General features: G+C 63.5%; 15 protein-coding genes. 4 read left to right on the top strand and 11 right to left on the bottom strand.

From position 1 onward, the window contains the following. Positions 1–93: 93 nt before the first annotated feature. A complete protein-coding gene (locus BLW71_RS01580) occupies positions 94–780 on the bottom strand; it encodes a twin-arginine translocation signal domain-containing protein (protein ID WP_091792739.1) in 687 nt (228 codons plus the stop codon). 112 nt (positions 781–892) lie between these two features. Continuing rightward, positions 893–1,291 carry a VOC family protein gene (locus BLW71_RS01575; RefSeq protein WP_091792738.1) on the bottom strand — a complete coding sequence of 133 codons (399 nt, stop codon included), beginning with the start codon at positions 1,289–1,291 and terminating at the stop codon, positions 893–895. 403 nt (positions 1,292–1,694) lie between these two features. Here BLW71_RS01575 and BLW71_RS01570 point away from each other — a divergent pair, with 403 nt between their 5' ends. Next, entirely contained in the window at positions 1,695–2,105 is a 411-nt protein-coding gene (locus BLW71_RS01570) for a DUF2000 domain-containing protein (RefSeq protein WP_091792737.1), read from the top strand. Positions 2,106–2,129: 24 nt separating this feature from the next. On the opposite strand, the gene BLW71_RS01565 is transcribed toward BLW71_RS01570, so the two are convergent. Genes BLW71_RS01565 through BLW71_RS01555 form a run of 3 tightly spaced genes read right to left on the bottom strand, consistent with a single transcriptional unit; the run spans position 2,130 to position 5,235 of the window. Beyond that, the gene (locus BLW71_RS01565) at positions 2,130–2,654 is read right to left on the bottom strand and encodes an Lrp/AsnC family transcriptional regulator (RefSeq protein WP_091792736.1); all 525 of its coding nucleotides are present in this window, start codon (positions 2,652–2,654) and stop codon (positions 2,130–2,132) included. Next, positions 2,651–4,321, bottom strand: a complete 1,671-nt coding sequence (locus tag BLW71_RS01560; RefSeq protein WP_091792735.1) for an acyl-CoA synthetase — start codon at positions 4,319–4,321, stop codon at positions 2,651–2,653. The genes BLW71_RS01565 and BLW71_RS01560 overlap by 4 nt, the downstream gene beginning before the upstream one ends. Further along, positions 4,318–5,235: an SDR family oxidoreductase gene (locus BLW71_RS01555; RefSeq protein WP_091792734.1), complete on the bottom strand. Its 918-nt coding sequence runs from the start codon at positions 5,233–5,235 to the stop codon at positions 4,318–4,320. Before BLW71_RS01555 ends, BLW71_RS01560 begins: the two co-directional genes overlap by 4 nt. Positions 5,236–5,406: 171 nt before the next feature. Here BLW71_RS01555 and BLW71_RS01550 point away from each other — a divergent pair, with 171 nt between their 5' ends. Continuing rightward, positions 5,407–6,111, top strand: a complete 705-nt coding sequence (locus tag BLW71_RS01550; RefSeq protein WP_091792733.1) for a TetR/AcrR family transcriptional regulator — start codon at positions 5,407–5,409, stop codon at positions 6,109–6,111. A gap of 80 nt (positions 6,112–6,191) precedes the next feature. Here BLW71_RS01550 and BLW71_RS01545 read toward each other — a convergent pair whose 3' ends face one another. The 4 genes from BLW71_RS01545 to BLW71_RS01530 all read right to left on the bottom strand — a co-directional run bounded on the left by BLW71_RS01545 (position 6,192) and on the right by BLW71_RS01530 (position 10,567). After that, entirely contained in the window at positions 6,192–7,541 is a 1,350-nt protein-coding gene (locus tag BLW71_RS01545; protein WP_091792732.1) for a dicarboxylate/amino acid:cation symporter, read from the bottom strand. A 100-nt stretch (positions 7,542–7,641) separates the two neighbouring features. Further along, the gene (gene leuD / locus BLW71_RS01540; protein WP_091800238.1) at positions 7,642–8,256 is read right to left on the bottom strand and encodes a 3-isopropylmalate dehydratase small subunit; all 615 of its coding nucleotides are present in this window, start codon (positions 8,254–8,256) and stop codon (positions 7,642–7,644) included. After that, entirely contained in the window at positions 8,256–9,671 is a 1,416-nt protein-coding gene (gene leuC, locus BLW71_RS01535) for a 3-isopropylmalate dehydratase large subunit (RefSeq protein WP_091792731.1), read from the bottom strand. The genes leuD and leuC overlap by 1 nt, the downstream gene beginning before the upstream one ends. Before the next feature lie 17 nt (positions 9,672–9,688). Continuing rightward, positions 9,689–10,567 (bottom strand): alpha/beta fold hydrolase, encoded by an 879-nt coding sequence (locus tag BLW71_RS01530; RefSeq protein ID WP_091792730.1) that lies wholly within the window; start codon positions 10,565–10,567, stop codon positions 9,689–9,691. A 94-nt stretch (positions 10,568–10,661) separates the two neighbouring features. On the opposite strand from BLW71_RS01530, the gene BLW71_RS01525 reads away from it, so the two are divergent. After that, on the top strand, positions 10,662–11,564 hold the full coding sequence (locus tag BLW71_RS01525) for a LysR family transcriptional regulator (protein WP_091792729.1): 903 nt from the start codon (positions 10,662–10,664) through the stop codon (positions 11,562–11,564). A 40-nt stretch (positions 11,565–11,604) separates the two neighbouring features. On the opposite strand, the gene BLW71_RS01520 is transcribed toward BLW71_RS01525, so the two are convergent. After that, positions 11,605–11,796 carry a hypothetical protein gene (locus tag BLW71_RS01520; protein ID WP_091792728.1) on the bottom strand — a complete coding sequence of 64 codons (192 nt, stop codon included), beginning with the start codon at positions 11,794–11,796 and terminating at the stop codon, positions 11,605–11,607. Between the two features lie 116 nt (positions 11,797–11,912). Next, entirely contained in the window at positions 11,913–12,851 is a 939-nt protein-coding gene (locus BLW71_RS01515) for a LysR family transcriptional regulator (protein WP_091792727.1), read from the bottom strand. A gap of 146 nt (positions 12,852–12,997) precedes the next feature. Here BLW71_RS01515 and BLW71_RS01510 point away from each other — a divergent pair, with 146 nt between their 5' ends. Next, complete coding sequence (locus BLW71_RS01510) at positions 12,998–15,118, top strand: 3-hydroxyacyl-CoA dehydrogenase NAD-binding domain-containing protein (protein ID WP_091792726.1); 2,121 nt, start codon at positions 12,998–13,000, stop codon at positions 15,116–15,118. The last annotated feature ends 13 nt before the right edge of the window (positions 15,119–15,131 follow it).

Here is a 15,131-nt window from a genome sequence, read left to right as displayed (position 1 = left end):
TTGGGCTGCCGGCCAGAGTCGGCGCTTGAGCGCTTACTCGAGTCCCTTGGCGCGTAACTGCGGTCCTATGCATGATGGTGACTGTCGCAGCGGTTAGCTATCCGTCGGAATCGGGCCGCTGGCGGCGGCCGGCGGATTGGGCAGCCACGAGAGACTGTTGAAGCCCTTGTACAGGTAGCCGCCGTCGCCTTCCGAAGCGCCGTAGCCGAAGTGCGTATACGCCATGGTGTTGGCGTATAGCGAGACCACCGCGGTGCCGCGTATCGTGTTGAAGAACGGTGTGCCCGCGAGCGCCGCGACGTCTTGCGCCTGGTCCGACGGCGCGCGTTTGAGCCAGTCCGAACCCGCTTGCGCGTCGAGCTGTTTGACGCCATCGGCGAGTTGCTGGCGCACTGCCGGATCGGCTTTCGCTTTGGCGTCGAGGTCCTTGACGACCAGCGCGTAGACCGCGTTGTCGAGCGTGGGATGCGGATAGAGCTGCCGCGTGAAGGCCAGAATCACTTCGCCCTGGTGCGTGTCCAGTCCTTGCATTTCGAGCGCCCAGGCGCGGCTCGGCGCGAAGGCCGACAGCACCGAAGAAGCCGCGAGCGTGCCCATCAGCACGCCGGTGCCCTTCAATAGCTCGCGCCGTGTAAGCGGAATCCGCAATGCGGCGGTGGCGGCGGTGGCGGCCTTCGCCGCGCCATGTTCGCCGGGGTGCTCGTGAGTATGCTCGTGCCCGTGATGATGTGCGTGATGTGCGTGATCGGACGCGACGATCGGGATGATCGTTGTCTTCATGTCTGTCTCCTTTGTCGACCGGAGCGAGTGCAAAAGCACTTGCCCGGTCCCATGCAATCTGATTGCTGTGGGGTACTGCAACTACACGCGGCGGCCGCCTGGATTGCTTTTACTATTGATAGTGGCCGTAGCGTTCCAGCACTTCGATCTTGTAGCCGTCAGGGTCCTGAATGAAAAAGTAGCGCGCCAGCAACTCGCCGTTGTCGTTGTGAAACTCCCGCAGATCGTTGGGCGTCATGCCGAGGTCGAGCAGACGCTGCCGTTCGCTTTTTGCATCGTCGACGCAGAACGCGACGTGGCCGTAGCCGTCACCATGCGAATACGGCTCCTCGCGGCCTTTATTCCAGGTGAGTTCTATTTCGGCGTCGGCCTCCTCGTTGCGCAAGTAGACGAGCGTGAAGTCCGGAAAGTCGAGCCGGTGCGATATGTCCAGATTGAAAGCTCTTTGATAGAACTGCAGCGAGCGCGGCAGATCGTGCACACGGATCATCGTGTGAATGAGTTTGGCCATCGGTGTCCCCTCCTGTTTGAATCAAGTTTAGGAGGCCGCGAACGCGAGTGGTAATGCACGGCTAAATCGCGCCAGGGACTTGCCCTATGTTGCGGGCGCGTCGACGGCATGCGCCTGCGGCACGTAATAGCGGCGCAAATGGCGGCGCAAACGGGGATGAGCATGACGCCCCTTCAGGTTGCAATGCAGCACGCGACGCAATTCGAGCGATGGTTGCTGAATGGCATTAGGGCAAAACCCGACATGGACCGCGTGAAAAAGCGCGGCTGGTGAAGTCCATTCGTTTTTGCTCTGCGCTCGTGCACACGCGCTCGAGTTTCCATAAGATTCGAGTGTGAATACCTTCTTGACCGACGGGCGCTGTAGCAACCCTGCATCGCCCGGCTGTGGAGCGTCGTGCGTTATGGAATTCGATACGAAAGTCGCGATCATCGTGCTGGACGATCTCGCTGTGTGGCAAAAACTCAATGTGACCGCGTTTCTCGCAACAGGGATCGCGGGCGCGGCGCCAGAGGCAATGGGCGAGCCGTACGAGGACGCGGCTGGCCGTCGGCATGCGCGGCTGCTTGGCCAGCCGATGATGGTGTACCAGGCGGACAACGCAGGTTTGCAGCGCGCGCTTCGTCAGGGTATCGAACGTGAATTGACGCGTGCCGTGTATGTACGCGCGATGTTCTCGACCGGTCACGATCAGGCGAACCGGGAAGTGTTCCGCGCCGAACCCGCTGATGCGCCTGATCTCGTCGGGCTTGCGGTGCGCGGACCGAAGAAGGCGGTCGACAAAGCGGTGAAAGGTCTCTCGCTGCACGCCTGAGACGCAGCGATCGCTTATCGTGCTTCAGAGTGCCGGACTCGGGCCGCGCTCCAGATACGTAGTCAGCGCGATATAGCTGCGCGTGCCGGTAAAACCTTCGATCGCGTGAATGCGCGCAAGCAGCTGTTCGAGCGATTGCGTGTTACGTGTGCGGACTTTGAGCAGCATGGCGCTCTCGCCCGTCACAGTGTGAATCTCCTCGACTTCCGGCAGTTCTTCCAACGCCAGTAGTTGCCGCGTCACCGCCCAACTCGTCGTATCGACATGCACGAACGCGAGTAACGGACGATTCAGTTTGGCGGCATCGAGTGCGGCGACAGTGGCCTTGATCACGCCTTCTTTCTTCAAGCGCCTCGCGCGCTCGTGGACGGCGGGCGCCGACAGAAACAGCAGTTTGCCGAGTTCCGCATAAGTACGCGTCGCGTCTTCGGCGAGCAGCGCGAGGAGCCTCCGGTCGGTGTCGTCCAGTGGCGCCGCGCCGGGTTGCGCGCCCGAATCTCTCGGCGCCCTGCCGCCGCGCGTCGCCGGTTGACGCTGGCGCGTGCTCATCGCGGCTCGGGTTTTGACACGGGATTCTCCGCGCCTTGTCCGAGTCCTTCGCGCAGCGCCTTGCGGATCACCTTGCCGGTCGCCGTCAGCGGCAGGCTGTCGACAAAGCGAATCTCGCGCGGATATTCGTGCGCGGCGAGACGCGTTTTGACGTGCTGCTGTATCTCACGCACGAGCGCCGCGTCGCCGACAAAGCCGGGGTTCAGCACCACGAACGCCATGACGATCTCCGTGCGCTCGCGATCCGGCGCACCGATCACGGCCGCCATCGAAACAGCCGGATGACGGAGCAGCGAATCTTCGATCGAAGCCGGCCCGATCCGGTAACCCGCGCTCGTGATCACGTCGTCGCCACGGCCGACAAAACGGATAAAGCCGTCCGCGTCGCGCGTACCCAGGTCTCCGGTCACCAGAAACTTGCCGCGGAATTTCTCGCGCGTCGCCGCCTCGTTGCCCCAGTAGCCGAGAAACATGACCGGATCGGGCGCGGCTACGGCGATATCGCCGATCGCACCGGGCGGCAGTTCGTTGCCATCCAGATCGACGATCGCAACATGATGCCCCGGCACCGCGCGCCCGATCGCGCCGAAGCACGGCTCGAACAGCGCCGCGCACGACGACACCACGACGTTGCATTCCGTCTGCCCATAGAACTCGTTGATGGTGACGCCCAGCGCCTTGCGGCCCCAGCCGATCAATTCCTCGCCGAGCGATTCGCCGCCGCTCGCCACCGAACGCAACGCGAGATTCCAGCGCTCGGGACGTTCGACGCCGCGCATCATCTTCAGCGCGGTGGGCGGCAAAAACGTATGCGAGACCGCATGACGCGCCATCAGATCGAAAGCGGCCTGACCGTCGAATTTCGCAAAGCGGCGTGCCAATACCGGCACGCCGTGATGCCACGACGGCAGCAGCACGTCGAACAGGCCGCCGATCCACGCCCAGTCGGCGGGCGTCCACATCAGCGTGGCGTGCGCGGGAAAACCCTGCTGCGACATTTCCACGCCGGGCAGATGACCGAGCAACACGCGATGCCCGTGCAACGCGCCTTTCGGCTTGCCGGTCGTGCCGGAGGTGTAGATGATGACGGCGGGATCGTCGGCGCCGGTGTCGGCGGGCGTGAAGTCCGCGCTCGCGTGGTTCAGCGCGTGCCAGAACGAACGCACGGGCGATTGCGGATCACCATTGTCCTCAGCGATATCCACGCTGAAAACAGTGCGTAGCGCAGGCAATGCCGCGCGGATTTCGTCGACCTTGCACATGCCGCCTTGATCGGTAATCAACGCTACCGCGCCGCTATCGCCGAGCCGGTGTTCGATCGCGTCGACACCGAATAGCGCGAACAGCGGCACGGCTACCATGCCGGCCTTGTAGGCGGCGAGATGCGCGATCGCCGTTTCGACAGACTGCGACAGAAAGATGCCGATGCGGTCGCCGCGCTGCGCGCCCGCTGCGAGCAACGCATTGGCGAAGCGGTCGGACAGCACCTTCAACTGGTCGAACGTATAGCGGGTGGCGTTGCCCTCGGGATCTTCGTAGATCAGCGCGAGGCGGCCGGAGCCGTCGGCCCATTTATCGCAAACGTCGACGCCGATGTTGTAGCGCGCCGGGATCTGCCAGGCGAAGTTTGCCGTCAACGATTCATAGGTCTGGCCGTCGAGGTTCATGGTGTTAGCTCCTGCAGGCCGGCCGGCGGTTGATAGCGCGGGAAGCCGTTATATTCGATCGTACGCTCCGCTTGCGGAAGCGGCCATGAATGGCGAGCGTTCGGCACGCCGCCGTCGACGCGGATCACCGTGCCGTTGATGAACGCCGAGGCCTCCGACAACAGAAACACCGCCGCGCTGGCGAGTTCGGATTCGGTGCCGAAGCGCTGCAGCGGGACCTTGTGCTTGAGCGTGCGCAGCAGCGCCTGGTAGTCTTCGTTGTAGCTGTCCATGCCCGCCGACGCTATCCAGCCCGGTGCGACGGCGTTGACTCTTACCCCCGCGTGACCCCATTCGCATGCGGCGGTTTCGGTGAAATTCCATACACCCGCGCGGGCCGCGCCCGAGTGCCCCATGCCGGGCATGCCGCCCCAGATGTCCGCCAGCATGTTCACGATCGTGCCGCCGTGATGTTCCATCCATTGCGTATAGCACTCGCGGGACATCAGAAACGTGCCGTGCAGATTGTTGCGCACGACCGCGTCCCAGCCGTTCAACGAAATCTTTTCAAGCTTTGCTGGGAATTGGCCGCCCGCGCAGTTGAAGAGGCCGTCTATGCGGTGCAGGTCTGCCACGATCGAAGCGATCGTTTCACGTACCTGTTGCTCGTTGCGAATGTCGCAGGAATAAATCTTGTGGCCGGTGGTGTGACGGTGATCTTCGGCCAGTTCGGTTTGCACCGTTTTCAGCTTGCCTTCGCTGCGGCCGACCAGCGCCAGGGTCGCCCCTAACGACGCGAGTTCGTGCGCCGTGCATCGGCCTAAGCCACTGCCCGCACCGGTGACGATAATCACTTTGCCGGCGAAAAGGCCTTCGCGGAAAACTGAACGGTAGCCGCTCGCTGGCGGCAATGTACTCGACGAAGCTGCGGGCATTCGGCTGTCTCCTCATGTGCGGCGCTTTCGATGTTTGTTGAGTTTAGCTCAGGTCTTTATCCTGTGCTGTGTTAGATGGTTAATTTTATTTGCATCATGTTAGTCTTTGCACGGCCGCATTCCTTGAGCTAGACTCAACTCACCAAATCACAGCACCGCCTATCTCTCTCGATGACCACCTCGGCCCTTTCCCGCCGCGTGCCCGTGCAGGCGCGCTCCGAACAGCGACTCAAGGCGATTCTGGACGCGGCCCGGCTCGTCTTTTCCGAAGTCGGCTATGCGTCGGCCACCATGACGGAGATCGCCGGGCGTGTCGGCGTGTCCGAGGCGACGATCTTCACGTACTTCGCCAGCAAGCGCGATCTCTGCGTGCGCGTGCTCGGCAATTGGTACGACGAGATCATCAGCCAGGTCGAAAGCGAATTGCCGCTGATCGCAGGCACGCGCCACAAGTTCGCGTACCTCGTGCACACGCACCTCTACCGGCTCACCGTCGACGGCACCGGTTTGTGCGCGCTCATTCTTTCCGAAGGCCGCGAGAAGGACGACAAGTTCGGTGACGTGATCGTCGAACTGCAGCGCCGCTATACGGCGCCGATGATGAACGTGCTCGCCGAAGGCGTGGCGAGCGGCGATATTCGCGGGGATATGCCGCTCGGCCTGCTACGCTCGGCCGTATATGGCCCGATGGAACACGTGCTGTGGGACGCGGTGCGCAAACAGAAGGCCGTCGATATCGAAGCGACCGCCACCTCGCTGAGCGATCTGCTATGGCAAGGACTCGTACCGCCCGATGCGCAGCAGGCCGCGTTGCGGCAACTGCGCAGCGATGTTGTCGGTGCGGTGAAGCGGTTCGAGGCGGCGGCGTTGAAGTGACGGTGCCGCGGCTCAAGTGAGGCGTTGCCGTGGCTGCCGTGAATCGAACTCATGGTTTGTCACGGGCGGCAGCTGCATGATCATATCGAGCGGCGCGCGTCCCCTTCCCGCACGGCAGCGGCCATCGCACCTCCTTCCGTCGCACTCGCCTCACTCACCGAGCCCGCGCTCGCCGGCCGTGCCAACGCCGCCCTGAGCCTGTCGCGATCCAGTTCCTTTTCCCACGCCGCGATCACGATCGACGCCACGCCGTTACCCATCGTATTCGTCAGCGCCCGGCACTCGGACATGAAGCGGTCGATGCCGAGTATCAACACCATGGCCGTCACCGGCACGGTCGGCACCACCGAAAGACTCGCGGCCAGCGTGATGAAACCCGCCCCCGTGACGCCCGTCGACCCTTTGGAGGTCAGCATCGTCACGGCCAGCAGCGTGATTTCCTGAGTGATCGTCAAATGGGTGTTGGTGGCCTGCGCGAGAAACAGCACCGCAAGTGTCATATAGATATTGGTGCCGTCGAGATTGAACGAGTAGCCGGTCGGCACCACGAGTCCGACAATCCCGCGCGAGCAGCCGAGCCGTTCGAGCTTGTTCATCAGTTGCGGCAACGCCGCTTCGGACGTGGACGTGCCGAGCACGATCAGCAACTCGTCCTTGATGTACACGACAAAGCGCCACAAGCTGAACCCGCATGCGCGGGCAATCAGGCCGAGACCACACGAGACGAACAGAAACGCGGTCAGATAGAACGTGCCGATCAGTTTCAGCATCGGCAGCAAAGAGACGATGCCGTACTTGCCGATCGTGAACGCGATCGCGCCGAACGCCCCGATTGGAGCGAGGCTGGTAATCATGCGCACGATACGAAAGAACGTTTTCGACAGCAATTCGATCAGGCCGATCAGCGGTTTGGCGGGTTCGCCCATCACCGCGAGCGCGGTGCCGAACAGCATCGCGATCAGCAGCACGGGCAGGATGTCGCCCTGCGTGAAAGCGCCGGCAAACGTCTCGGGAATGATGTGCATGAAAAAGCCCGCGAGCCCATCACCATGCGCGGCTTGTGCGGCGTAACCCGCGATCGCGCCGGCATCGAGCGTGGCGGGATCGACATTGAAGCCGACGCCCGGTTTCAGCACATGCGCGGCGAGCAATCCGATCGCCAGCGCGAATGTCGACACCACTTCGAAATACAGCAGGGCTTTGCCGCCGACGCGCCCGACCTTGCGCATGTCGTGCATGCTGGCAATCCCGGTCACGACCGTGCAGAAAATCACCGGGCCGATGATCATCCGCACGAGTTTGATGAAGGCGTCGCCGAGCGGCTTCATCGCCACGGCGTCCGTGGGCAGAAAGTGCCCGAACGCCACGCCGATGACGATCGCCACGATCACCTGCACATACAGCACCTTGTAGAACGGCTTGCGTTTCATGTCTCCTCCGTTATTGCGGGCAAAGCGCGTCCCTTCCCTTCTGGCGGGGAATCCGTCACGCGCGGTTCGATTGATCGGCGGCGAAGATGCCGCCATGGCGTTACAACACGGCGGCCCAGCTATGCCGTGCGAAGTGATCCCGCTCGAATGCCTCGATGTCATGCAATGAAGCGAGCGTGAGATCGATGGTGTCCATGCCTTCCATCACCATCCGTTTATGACGGGCGCCGAGCGGGAACGCGAACACGCGCCCCGCGGCGGACGTCACCGTTTGTCGTGCGATATCGATATGTAATGCCGCTGCGGGTTGCGTGGCCGCGTCATGAAGCAGGAGGTCGATCGCGTCGCGTTCCAGTTGAACGAGCAGCAAGCGGTTGTTCATCGCGTTCGAATAGAAAATCTCCGCGAAGCTGGGCGCGATGACCGCTTCGAAACCGGCTTGCTGAAGCCCCCACACTGCGTGCTCGCGGCTCGATCCGCAGCCGAAGTTCGAGCCACCGATCAGAATCCGCGCGTGGCGATACTGAGGCCGGTTCAGCACGCAATCGGCACGCGGCTCGCCTTGCGCGTCGAAACGTAGATCGTAGAGCAGGCCGTCCTTGAGCCCGGCCTTGTCGATGATGCGCAGAAACTGCTTCGGCATGATCTGGTCGGTATCGAGGTTTTCGATCGGCAACGGCACGGCGCTCCCATGGATTTCAGCGAGTCGGGTCATCATGGCTGCGTCTCCAGTGTGCGAACGTCGGTGATGCGCCCGGTCAGGGCGGCCGCCGCGGCCATTGCCGGACTCATCAGGTGAGTGCGGCCGCCACGGCCCTGGCGACCTTCGAAGTTGCGGTTGGTGGTGGACGCACAGCGTTCGCCGGGCGCCAGAAAATCGTCGTTCATCGCAAGACACATCGAGCAGCCCGGCTCGCGCCACTCGAAACCGGCCTGGCGCAAGGTGGCCGCGATGCCTTCGGCTTCCGCCTGGCGGCGCACGCTGCCCGAACCGGGCACGACCATCGCTCGCACGCCCTGCGCGACGTGCCGCCCTGCTGCGATCGATGCGACGACGCGCAGGTCTTCGATGCGTCCATTGGTGCATGAACCGATGAACACGCGATCGATCGGCGTGCCCGCGATCGGCTGATCCGCATCGAGACCGACATAGTCGAGCGCGCGGCGCAACGCGGCGGCGGCTTCCGGTGTTGCCTGCGCGGACGCGGTGGGAATCCGTTCGTCGACGGCAATGGACTGGTCGGGACTCGTGCCCCATGTGACGAACGGCGCCACCTCGTGCGCGTCGAATCGATGTTCGATATCGAAGTGCGCGCCGGGATCCGTTTTCAGTTCGCGCCAGTCGTCCAATGCGGCACGCCATGCGGCCTCGTCGAGCGAGGTCGCATGGGTCCGCACATAGTCGAACGTGGTGGCGTCGGGTGCGATCAGCGCGGCACGCGCGCCTGCTTCGACTGTCATGTTGCACAACGTCATGCGCGCTTCCGCCGACAGTGACGCAGTCGTCGAGCCGGCGAACTCCACCGCATAGCCGCGCGCGCCCTGTGCGCCGATGCGGCTGATGATCCACAGAATCAGGTCTTTCGACGAAGTGCCGTACGGCAACACGCCGTCGATCGTGATACGCATGGTCTGCGCGATGCGATAGACCAGCGTCTGGGTGGCGAGCACATGCTCGACCTCCGACGTGCCGATGCCGAAACCCAACGCGCCGAGCGCGCCATACGTGGTGGTGTGGCTGTCGCCGCACAGCACGACCATGCCCGGCCTGACCAGCCCGCGCTCGGGCGCGACGATATGTTCGATACCTTGCAGCGGATCGTTCGCCGCGTGCAACGCGATGCCGGCCTCCGCGCAGTTGCGCGCCAGGTTGTTCGCCAGCAGCGACGACGCGGCATCGCGGATCACGCGGGGCGATTCAGCATGCGTCGGAATGATGTGGCTGACCACCGCAAGCTGCTGCTTCGGCCGGCGTACGCGCCGCGCTTTCTCGGCCAGCGCGCTGAAGGCCTGCGGGCTCGTGTACTCGTTCATCAGATGCAGATCGACGTAGAGCAGCACGTTCTGTTCGTCGACACGCGTCACGACATGCGAGTCGACCAGCTTCTGGTAAAGGGTTCGGTTTGACATGATGAATGCTCGAACGGCTAGGCTTGCAGGAACGGAAGAACGCGTTCGAGCAGCAACTCGGGCGCCTCCTCGGGAATGTAGTGACCGCAAGGCAGTGCTGCGCCGCTTACGTGAGCGGACCATTGCCGCCATTCGGCGAGCGGCTCGAAGCATTGTTCGATCACGCCATGGGCGCCCCACAACGCCAGCAGATCGCATTCGATCTTTTGCCCTTCAGCAAGCGATGCGCGGTCATGTTCGAGGTCGATTGTGATGCTCGCGCGGTAGTCCTCGCAGATACCGTGCGCGGTGGCGGGGTCGCTCAGGCAGCGCAGATACTCGGCGTAGGCCGCATCCGTAAACGGCGCAAGTCCGGCGCTGCGCGCGCCGATGGTCTGCTTCAGGTAGAGATCGGGGTCCGCGCGAATCAGCGTCTCGGGAAACGGCGCGGGCCGCACGAGAAAGAACCAGTGCCAGTAAGCGCGCGCGAAGTCGAACGAGGTTTGTTCGTACATCGCAAGGGTCGGCGCGACATCGAGTGTCACGAGTCGCGTCACCGTGCGCGGGTGATCGAGCGCCATGCGAGCCGCGACGCGCCCGCCACGGTCGTGGCCGATCACGGCGAAGCGGCTGAAACCCTGCTCGCGCATCAGCGCGACCTGATCGGCGGCCATCCTGCGCTTCGAATAATTCGCGTGGTCATGGCTGCCTTGCGGTTTGCCGCTGTCGCCATAACCGCGCAAATCGGCGGCGATCACCGTGAAGTGCCGCGCCAGCGTCGACGCGACCTTGTGCCAGATCGCGTGAGTCTGAGGATGCCCGTGCAACAGCAGCAAAGCCGGCCCCGTGCCGCCGCGGACCGCGTTGATGCGGATTCCGTCGATCTGCGCCGAAGCATCTGTGAAATCTTCAAACATCGTTGCCTCCCATGTTTGAATGAAGTCTAATTGATGCCTACAACGATAGGGTTTCTCTTAAGGCAATCCGGAATTAACTTTTAGGAACGAATCGATGGACGGCTTTTCCGACCTGAATCTGTTCGCGCTGGTCGCACGTCACCGCAATCTGGCTGCGGCCGCCCGCGAGCTTGGCGTCACGCCGCCGTCGATCAGCAAGCGCCTTGCGCAACTCGAGCAGCGCCTCGGCGTGCGGCTCGTGAACCGCACCACGCGGCGCGTCAGTCTGACGGCGGAGGGCGAGATCTATCTGGCGAACGGCTCGCGCATTCTCGACGACCTCGCCGAACTCGAACAACTGGTCACCCAGAGCCGCGCCGAACCGGCCGGGCTGTTGCGAGTGAACGCGTCGTTCGGGTTTGGTCGCGCGCACGTCGCCCCGGCGATCTCGCGTTTCAGCGAGCGTTTCCCGTCGATGAAGATTCAATTGCATCTGTCCGACAGACCGGTCAGCCTGCAGGAAGAAGGCTTCGACCTCGGCATCCGCTTCGGCGAAGTGCCGGATGCGCGCATCAATGCGCGTTTGCTGCTGGAAAACCAGCGTCTCGTGTGCGCGGCACCGGTTTATCTGAAGCGCCACGGTGTGCCGGCAATGCCGCACGATCTCACGCGCCATGCGTGCCTCGTCTTGCGCGAGAACGAATCGGCGTATGGCACGTGGCATTTCTCGCGCGGCAAGAAATCGGAGACGGTGAAGGTGGACGGGCCGTTGAGCAGCAACGACGGCAGCGCGGTCCTGAAGTGGGCGCTCGACGGCCGCGGCATCGCCGTGCGCTCGGCGTGGGAAGTCGCCGGTCATTTGCAGCGCGGCGAACTGGTGCCGCTCCTCGCCGAGTGGAAGCTGCCGAACGCGGACATTCACGCCATCTATCTGGAACGGCACCGCCTGTCGGCCAAGCTGAGAACGTTTATCGACTTTCTCGGCGACGAATTGCGCGAGAGCGTTCGGCGCATGTAGCGAGTCATCGGCCGAATCGGCCGAATCGACGAAGTGCGCGTTACCCGGTTCGCTTGTTCCGCTGTTGCGCCCGGTTGGCACGCCAGCGCAGCACAAACCCGACGAACGCGGCAAAAGCGGCGGTCGCCGCGTAGCCGGCGAGGCGAATCGCGTCTTCACTGGGCAAGCGTGAGATCATCAGCGAGGCCACGGCGAGTGCAAGCACGGCTACAAGTCCGATGATCCATTTCATGTCAGGTCTCCGTTGCCACGGTTTTTATCAGGTGAGCACCGCTATTGCCGCTCTTCCGTTAAGCATACCTGTGCGCCGCTGAAGATAAATCCGCAGTTTCTCTATGACCTCGCGCATTATTCAGCCACATCGCTCCCTGTAGCCGAAGACACGGGCAACCCTCTCCCCGCCCCATGCGCCTGCTGCAAGATGAAATCGATGAACGTCGCGGCCGCACGCGTGTGATGCCGGTTCGGCATATACAGCATGTACATGTGCGTGCCGAAGATGCTCAAGCGCCATTCGTCGAGCGCGGTCAATATCTCGCCACGGCGCAGGTCGTCCTGCACCACGTAATCCGGCACGAGGCCCACGCCCAGTCCGGCGAGCACCGCCTCGCGCAGGAACAGAAAGTTCTCGGAGATGAGGGTCGGCTCCAACAGCACTTCGTGCCGCTCGTCGCGCAAGTAAGCGGCCACGCGCAACTGCCTGCCGACCACGGCCGCGGTAATCAGCGGCGCCGTGCGCAGATCGTCGAGTTGCTTCGGCATACCATGCGTTTCAGCAAAGGCCGGCGACGCACACGCCACGTATCTGACCGGCCCCATGTCGCGCGCGACCAGGTTTTGCGGCGGCTCGGACATCACGCGCACGGCGATATCGACTTCGTCGCGCATCAGGTCTTCAACGCGGTTCTCGAACATCACGTCGAGCACGATGCCGGGATAAAGCCGCTTGAACGCAATCAGCCACTCCGACATGACGAGTTGCCCGTAACCACTCGGCACGCTCAGCCGCACGCGGCCCTGCAAACTTTGTCCGAGCGTGGCGACGGATTCGCGCGCGGCGAGCAGCGCATTCTGGATCGTGCGGCCATGTTCGTAGAGCTGCAAGCCGATCTCGGTCGGCTCGACCCGGCGCGTGGTGCGTCTCACCAGTTGCAGGCCGACCGAACGTTCCAGCTGGTTCAGGTGATAGCTCACGTTCGCGCGGCTCATTTTCAGCCGGCGCGCGGCTTCGCTGAGATTGCCGGCGTCCAGAATGTCTACCAGCAAGGTCAGGGAATTGACGTCCATAACGGCGCCTTTGTCAAAATAACCTTGACAGTCTGTCAACCGTCCATGTGATTGTCAATAAACCTTGACCACCCCACAATCGGAGAATTCGCCAGACCCGGCATGCTTTCCCGCGTGCAACCGATAACCAGTCAGGAGACGACATCATGACCCTCAACCCTTCGGCCGACGTTGTGACGCGCGAATTGCGCGGCAAGGTGCTGCTCGTGACGATCGACCACGCGCCGGTCAACGCGCTGTCAGCCGACGTGCGGCGTGGCCTGCTCGCCGCCGTCGAAGCCGCCGATGCCGATCAGGCCGTGGAAGCCGTGTTGATCGTCGGCGCGGGGCGCAATTTCATCGCCGGCGCGGACATTCGCGAGTTCGGCAAGCCGCCGGTGCCGCCCACGCTCCCGGACGTGTGCAACCGCATCGAGGCATGCACGAAGCCGGTGGTCGCGGCGATTCATGGCGCGGCGCTCGGCGGCGGTCTGGAAGTGGCGCTCGCGGCGCATTACCGGATTGCCGTCGAGGGCGCAAAGCTCGGCCTGCCTGAGGTGCAACTCGGCCTGCTGCCGGGCGCGGGCGGCACGCAGCGCACGCCGCGCCTGATCGGTGCCCAGGCCGCGCTCGATCTGATCCTGAGCGGCCGCCACGCCAGCGCGAAGGAAGCGCTGGCGCTCGGTCTGATCGACCGCCTCGGCAGCAGCGACGACATCCTCGCCGAAGGGCTCGCCTATGTGCACGAGCTGCTCGCCGCCCACGCGCCGGTGCGCCGCACGCGCGACGCCGCGGCGCTCGGCGACCGTGCCGCGAGCCTCGCCGCGGTTGCCGCGGCGCGCGCGGAAACCGCGAAGAAATCGCGCGGCCTGTTCTCACCGCTGAAAATCGTCGACGCCGTCGAAGCCGCCGTCGAACAGCCTTTCGACGAAGGACTGCGACTCGAACGCAAACTGTTCCTCGAATGCATCGACAGCCCGCAACGTGCCGGCCTGATCCACGCGTTCTTTGCCGAGCGCGAAGTGCTCAAGGCGCCCGAAACGCGCGAGGCCAAACCGCGCACGCTGAACACGATCGGCGTGGTGGGCGGCGGCACGATGGGCGCGGGCATCGCCGTCGCGGTGCTCGACGCTGGCTTGCCGGTGACGATGATCGAACGCGATGACGCGTCGCTTGCGCGTGGCCGAGCGCACATCGAAAAAGTCTATGACGGCCTGATCGGCAAAGGCCGCATGAGCGCGGAAAAGAAGGCTGCGGTCATGACGCGCTGGAGCGGCAGCACGTCGTACGATGCGCTCGCCGACGCGGATCTCGTGATCGAAGCCGTCTTCGAAGACCTCGCCGTCAAACAGGCCGTGTTCGCCGAACTCGATCGCGTGTGCAAAGCAGGCGCCGTGCTCGCGACCAACACGTCGTATCTCGACATCGACGCCCTGGCCGCGAGCATTTCGCGCCCCGCCGACGTGATCGGCCTGCACTTCTTCTCGCCCGCCAACATCATGAAGCTGCTGGAAGTGGTGGTGCCGAAACAGGTCAGCGCGGACGTGGTCGCCACCGCGTTCGAACTCGCCAGGAAGTTGCGCAAGACACCGGTGCGCGCCGGCGTATGCGATGGCTTTATCGGCAACCGGGTGCTGGCCGTGTATCGCAGCGCCGCGGACGCCATGATGGAAGACGGCGCCTCGCCCTATCAGATCGATACGGCCGTGCGCGCGTTCGGCTTTCCGATGGGACCGTTCCAGGTGGTGGATCTCGCGGGCGGCGACATCGGGTGGGCGGCACGCAAGCGGCGCGCGGCTACGCGCAATCCCGCAGCACGTTATGTGCAGATCGCCGATCGCCTGTGCGAGCGCGGCTGGTTCGGCCAGAAAACCGGACGCGGTTTTTATCTGTATTCCGAAGGTTCACGCAGCGGCACGCCTGATCCCGAAGTCGAAGCGATTATCGACGCCGAACGCGCACGCGCCGGCATCACGCCGCGCAGTTTTACCGACGACGAAATCATCCGCCGCTATATGGCCGCAATGATCAACGAAGGCGCCAACGTCGTGCATGAGCGGATCGCGCTGCGGCCTCTGGATGTCGATGTGACCTTCCTGTATGGCTACGGCTTTCCGCGCTATCGCGGCGGCCCGATGAAATACGCGGATACGGTCGGCCTGCCGAAGATCCTCGCCGACATCCGCGAGTTCGCCAAGGAGGACCCGCTGTTCTGGAAAGCCTCGCCGCTGCTGATCGAACTGGTGGAACGCGGCGCCGATTTCGCGAGCCTGAATCAGACCGCCTGAGCCGGCGCATCAT

Origin of the sequence: Burkholderia sp. WP9 (genome assembly GCF_900104795.1) — a bacterium.
Classification (GTDB): domain Bacteria; phylum Pseudomonadota; class Gammaproteobacteria; order Burkholderiales; family Burkholderiaceae; genus Paraburkholderia.
This window is presented reverse-complemented; position numbering and strand designations above follow the sequence as displayed.

Bases quoted from the DNA above. Each gene is read 5' to 3' on its own strand.
- BLW71_RS01580 (WP_091792739.1), bottom strand. From the start codon at position 780: ATGAAGACAACGATCATCCCGATCGTCGCGTCCGATCACGCACATCAC.
- BLW71_RS01575 (WP_091792738.1), bottom strand. From the start codon at position 1,291: ATGGCCAAACTCATTCACACGATGATCCGTGTGCACGATCTGCCGCGC.
- BLW71_RS01570 (WP_091792737.1), top strand. From the start codon at position 1,695: ATGGAATTCGATACGAAAGTCGCGATCATCGTGCTGGACGATCTCGCT.
- BLW71_RS01565 (WP_091792736.1), bottom strand. From the start codon at position 2,654: ATGAGCACGCGCCAGCGTCAACCGGCGACGCGCGGCGGCAGGGCGCCG.
- BLW71_RS01560 (WP_091792735.1), bottom strand. From the start codon at position 4,321: ATGAACCTCGACGGCCAGACCTATGAATCGTTGACGGCAAACTTCGCC.
- BLW71_RS01555 (WP_091792734.1), bottom strand. From the start codon at position 5,235: ATGCCCGCAGCTTCGTCGAGTACATTGCCGCCAGCGAGCGGCTACCGT.
- BLW71_RS01550 (WP_091792733.1), top strand. From the start codon at position 5,407: ATGACCACCTCGGCCCTTTCCCGCCGCGTGCCCGTGCAGGCGCGCTCC.
- BLW71_RS01545 (WP_091792732.1), bottom strand. From the start codon at position 7,541: ATGAAACGCAAGCCGTTCTACAAGGTGCTGTATGTGCAGGTGATCGTG.
- leuD (WP_091800238.1), bottom strand. From the start codon at position 8,256: ATGACCCGACTCGCTGAAATCCATGGGAGCGCCGTGCCGTTGCCGATC.
- leuC (WP_091792731.1), bottom strand. From the start codon at position 9,671: ATGTCAAACCGAACCCTTTACCAGAAGCTGGTCGACTCGCATGTCGTG.
- BLW71_RS01530 (WP_091792730.1), bottom strand. From the start codon at position 10,567: ATGTTTGAAGATTTCACAGATGCTTCGGCGCAGATCGACGGAATCCGC.
- BLW71_RS01525 (WP_091792729.1), top strand. From the start codon at position 10,662: ATGGACGGCTTTTCCGACCTGAATCTGTTCGCGCTGGTCGCACGTCAC.
- BLW71_RS01520 (WP_091792728.1), bottom strand. From the start codon at position 11,796: ATGAAATGGATCATCGGACTTGTAGCCGTGCTTGCACTCGCCGTGGCC.
- BLW71_RS01515 (WP_091792727.1), bottom strand. From the start codon at position 12,851: ATGGACGTCAATTCCCTGACCTTGCTGGTAGACATTCTGGACGCCGGC.
- BLW71_RS01510 (WP_091792726.1), top strand. From the start codon at position 12,998: ATGACCCTCAACCCTTCGGCCGACGTTGTGACGCGCGAATTGCGCGGC.